The following is a 1295-nucleotide window of genomic DNA, read 5'->3' as shown; positions in this document are numbered from 1 at the left end:
TGGAGCCCCGAACGGATCAGCGCCGCGCCGGCCGCCGCAGCCGCGGCGCCAACGACCCGGGCGATCCGCGTCGCCTGCCGTGCGAAGCGGGCGAGCCGGCGGTTGGCCGCCTCCATCTCGCGCGAGAGCCGCCGAAAGCCCTGCTGCCCCGCTTCGCCCACACCGCGGAGCGCATCCTTGACCTGCCGCCCGCCCGTCGCCGACAGGCGCACGCTGACGCGTTTCTCGGCCATCAGTCAGCCCCCATGGCGCCGCCGTCCCCGCGGGCCTCCTCGCTTCGTTTCTGCAGCGTCTCCACCACCACCGCCTCGACATGCGGGAGGAGCTCGGCGGTGGCGACCGGGTCGACGCCGCGGGCGCGCGCCATGGCGAGCAGCGCGGTCATGTCGAAGCCGATCACGCCGCCCATCGGGGCCAGCCGCAGCTGGCCGCCCGCCGCCTGGACCAGATCCCACACCTGGCGGCCCTCGACCGTCAGCGGGCGCTCTTGGATTTGCGGGCAGTCCGGGCACGGCCCTTGGCAGCCTGCGCAGTAATCCGCGCCCCCGCCCCAGACCCAGGCTGCGAGGGCGCAGAGGCGTTTTTTTCCTGCTCCAGTAGCAGACCCTTCTGGACATAGCGGGTCTGGAACGCCTCGAAGATCGGCCAGATGTCCATCAGCGCCGGGATCGTCTCGGGCCCGGGGTCCACGAGATTGCCCTTCGCGTCGCCGACGCCCTCCCACTCCACGATCGCCAGCCGGGCCAGCGCCACCGCGAAGGGGATCGCGACCGCCTCGTCCGTCGCGCGCGACATCTCCGCGTCGTCGCCCTCCGCGGGCACGGTCTCCAGCGCCGCGACCACGTCCGGGTGGCGACGCGCCTCGGCCATCAGCGCGGTGGTGATCGGCAGGAGTTTCAGGCGCACGCCGCCGGGCATCTCGTGCCAGGCGGGTTTGCGGGTCATGTCGAGTCGGAGCATCAGTACTGGTCCACGTCGTTGATGAGGGTTGCGGTAGCCATGCGGCCGGTGCCGGGGTCGCGCGCCGCCTGCCAGTCGAAGGTCGCCTGGATGCCCTGGGGCCCGTCGATCCCGATGCGCGGGCGCGGCAGGTAGACGGCATGCGCGGTCAGCGTGAAGCTCTCGCCCGAGGGCAGCGCATAGCCGAACACCAGCTCGCAAGCCGCCCCGTCGATGGCCTGCTGCAGCAGCGTCTCGTCGGCAAAGCGGACCACCACGTTGCCCGTGAGCGCGGCGATGCCGGGCTCCACGCCGGCGATCTTGCCGTCGGCGCGGATCGTCTCCACCCGGTCCAG

4 protein-coding genes are annotated in these 1295 nt (G+C 72.7%); all 4 read right to left on the bottom strand.

Features of this window, described 5'->3' with window-relative positions:
- On the bottom strand, positions 1–233 hold a 233-nt coding region (locus DLJ49_RS21235), incomplete at its 3' end, for a hypothetical protein (protein WP_147277397.1).
- Positions 233–457: a DUF7697 family protein gene (locus DLJ49_RS21230; protein ID WP_233489396.1), complete on the bottom strand. Its 225-nt coding sequence runs from the start codon at positions 455–457 to the stop codon at positions 233–235. The genes DLJ49_RS21235 and DLJ49_RS21230, both read right to left, overlap by 1 nt.
- A gap of 17 nt (positions 458–474) precedes the next feature.
- Positions 475–960, bottom strand: a complete 486-nt coding sequence (locus DLJ49_RS21225; protein ID WP_115395482.1) for a hypothetical protein — start codon at positions 958–960, stop codon at positions 475–477.
- The coding region (locus tag DLJ49_RS21220) for a phage tail tube protein (protein ID WP_233489391.1) at positions 960–1295 on the bottom strand (336 nt) is incomplete at its 5' end. The genes DLJ49_RS21220 and DLJ49_RS21225, both read right to left, overlap by 1 nt.

The organism is Rhodovulum sp. 12E13 (assembly GCF_003340565.1).
In the GTDB taxonomy this organism is placed as follows: domain Bacteria; phylum Pseudomonadota; class Alphaproteobacteria; order Rhodobacterales; family Rhodobacteraceae; genus HLUCCA09.
The sequence above is the reverse complement of the archived record's forward strand: the minus strand, read 5'-3'. Positions and strand labels throughout refer to the sequence as shown.

Coding starts and splice junctions, on each gene's coding strand:
- DLJ49_RS21225 (WP_115395482.1), bottom strand. CDS start 960: ATGCTCCGACTCGACATGACCCGCAAACCCGCCTGGCACGAGATGCCC.